Raw genomic sequence first — 2981 nt, 5'->3', positions numbered from 1 at the left:
GAACCCGAAAGCGTCAACTGAGTCACGATGCAGGTTAGCACTTTGTCCGGACCCGCGTCGGCGTTCGGCGCGGTCACATTGGCCGTAACCAGCGCGGTGTCTTTGGACGTGCAGCCATTGACAGGATCGGTGACGGTCAGTTCATAAGTACCTGCGGCATCCACGACTGGCGTGGCCGTCGAACCGCCGGAGACAATATTGCCGCCAGCGCTCGCCGCCCAGCTAAATGTGGCTCCTGGTGTGGTGGAGGAGCCGCTCAGCGACACCTGCGTAATCGCGCAGGTTATCACCTTGTCCGGTCCGGCATTCGCGTTCGGTTGAGTGACATTGAGCGTGACCAGAGCCACGTCACTCGCCGGGCATCCGTTCGAGGGATCGGTAACCGTCAGGGTATAGGTCCCCGCGGCATCAACCAGCGGCGTCTCCGTGTTCGCGCCGGACACGATGTGCCCGCCACCGGACGCCACCCAACTATAGGTGGCTCCCGGTGTCGTGGATGACCCTGAGAGATTGATTTGCGTGACCGCGCATGTGAGAACCTGATCCGCTCCGGCGTTGGCATTTGGTGCGGCGATGTTCTGAGTGACCAGCGCCGTATCAACCGCCGTGCAACCATTGGCAGGATCTGTTACTGTCAGAATGTAGGTTCCCGCAGCATTAACCAGCGGTGTCGCCGTGGAGCCTCCCGACACGATGTTGCCGCCGGCAGTGGCTGCCCAGGAGAATGTCGCACCAGGAGTGCTGGAGGACCCGCTCAAATCGACCTGTGTAACCGTGCAAGTCAGCACTTTGTCCAGACCAGCGCTGACATTCGGCTTTGCAATGTTCTGCGTCACCAGCGCCACGTCGCTGATCGTGCATCCGTTCGCCGGGTTGGTCACTGTCAGTGTGTAGGTTCCTGCGGCGTCGACTGTCGGCGTGGCCGTGCTCGCGCCGGAAACAATATTCCCGCCGCCGCTCGCCACCCAACTGTAGATCGCGCCCGGTGTTGTGGAGGAGCCATCCAACGTCACCTGTGTCACGCTGCACGTAAGTACTTTGTCCGGTCCCGCATCGGCGTGCGTGTTATTGGTATTTGTAGTGATCGTGGCATCGCACGAATCTGAGCATCCCGTGGCAGTGATCGTGACGACGACGCGCTTGGTGCCGGCGCTATTGAACCGGGCACTCGCAGTCCCCTGCCCGCTCACCGGCGATCCATACCAGAAGTAGGTCACACCTGTCGAGGGCGTGGACGTCACGGTCGCAGAGGCTTCGAGACTGTCGCAGGTGAGCTCGTCTCCGGAACAGCTTAGTACCGGCTTGGTGTTGTTCAAGGTGACCAAGGCGACATCCGTTGCGGTGCAACCATTGGCCGGGTCGGTAACAGTCACGGTGTAAGTGCCCGCCGCGTCGACCAGAGGAGTCGCTGTCGCAGCGCCAGATACAATGTTGCCGCCAAGCGAAGCCACCCAACTGAAGGTAGCGCCTGGCGTCGTCGATGAGCCGGAGAGATTGATCTGCGTTACGGCACAGGTCAGAACTTTGTCGGTTCCGGCATCGGCGTTCGGCGGCGTGATATTCTGCGTGACCAATGCCACGTCGGTGGCGGTGCAGCCATTGGCCGGATCGGTCACCGTCAACGTATAGGTGCCGACGGCGTTAACCAGTGGCGTGGCCGTTGTTGCACCTGAAACGATGTTGCCACCGCCCGATGCCACCCAACTGAAGGCAGCACCCGGCGTGGTGGACGATCCCGCCAGGTTCACCTGAGTCACTGTGCAGGTCAGAACTTTGTCAGGTCCCGCGTTCGCATTCGGCGGCGTCACATTGAGAGTGACCAGCGCCACATCGGTTGCGGTGCAACCATTCACCGGATCGGTCACCGTCAGCGTGTAAGTGCCGGCGGCGTCGACGAGCGGTGTCGCCGTGGAAGCTCCCGATACAATGTTGCCGCCAAGCGATGCGACCCAGCTAAAGGTCGCGCCCGGCGTCGTCGAGGAGCCAGACAGGTTTATCGAGGTAACCGCACAAGTGAGAACTTTGTCCGGACCAGCATTGGCATTTGGAGGTGTGACGCTCATCGTCACCAGCGCCACGTCCGTTGCTGTGCAACCATTCGAAGGATCAGTAACGGTCAATGTGTAGGTGCCGGCTGCGTCGACCAACGGTGTCGCGGTCGTCGCCCCGGACACGATGTTCCCACCAGCGGAAGCGACCCAACTGAAAGTTGCGCCCGGGGTCGTTGACGATCCAGCCAGATTCACCTGCGTAACCGAACACGTAAGAACTTTGTCCGGGCCGGCATTGGCATTCGGAGGAGTGACGTTGAGTGTCACCAGTGCGACATCAGTCGCCGTGCATCCGTTGACCGGATCGGTGACAGTCAGTGTGTATGTCCCAGCGGCGTCGACCAGCGGAGTCGCGGTCGCAGCACCGGACACGATGTTCCCGCCGCCTGAGGCCACCCAGCTAAACGTGGCACCCGGTGTCGAGGAAGACCCCGCCAGATTGATCTGGGTCACGGCGCAAGTCAGGACCTTATCCGGTCCGGCGTTCGCATTCGGCGGAGATACGTTTAGCGTTACCAACGCGGTGTCTTTCGCCGTGCAACCATTGGCTGGATCAGTAACGGTTAGTATGTATGTGCCAGCGGCGTCAACCAGCGGTGTCGCCGTTGAGCCTCCCGAAACAATATTCCCGCCTGCAGCAGCAGCCCAGCTGAACGTTGCACCTGGCGTCGTCGAGGAACCGGCGAGGTTGATCTGGGTCACAGCACAGGTGAGAACTTTATCGGGACCCGCGCTGACATTCGGCGGTGCAGCGTTCAATGTCACCAGCGCCACATCGGTTGCCGTGCATCCGTTGGCCGGATCGGTTACGGTGAGTGTGTAGGTACCAGCCGCATCTACCAAAGGCGTGGCGGTCGCGGCGCCAGAGACGATGTTGCCGCCAAACGATGCCACCCAGCTGAATGTCGCACCCGGCGTAGTCGATGAACC

At 61.2% G+C, this 2981-nt stretch carries 1 protein-coding gene; it reads right to left on the bottom strand.

The genetic code is table 11. From position 1 onward, the window contains the following. Positions 1-2981, bottom strand: a 2981-nt coding sequence (locus AB1772_13295) for a hypothetical protein (protein MEW5797314.1), incomplete at both ends; no start/stop codon positions are given.

This window comes from Candidatus Zixiibacteriota bacterium, assembly GCA_040752815.1.
Lineage (GTDB): Bacteria > Zixibacteria > MSB-5A5 > GN15 > FEB-12 > JAGGTI01.
Note: the sequence above shows the minus strand (reverse complement) of the source record. Positions and strands in the feature narration are given on the sequence as shown.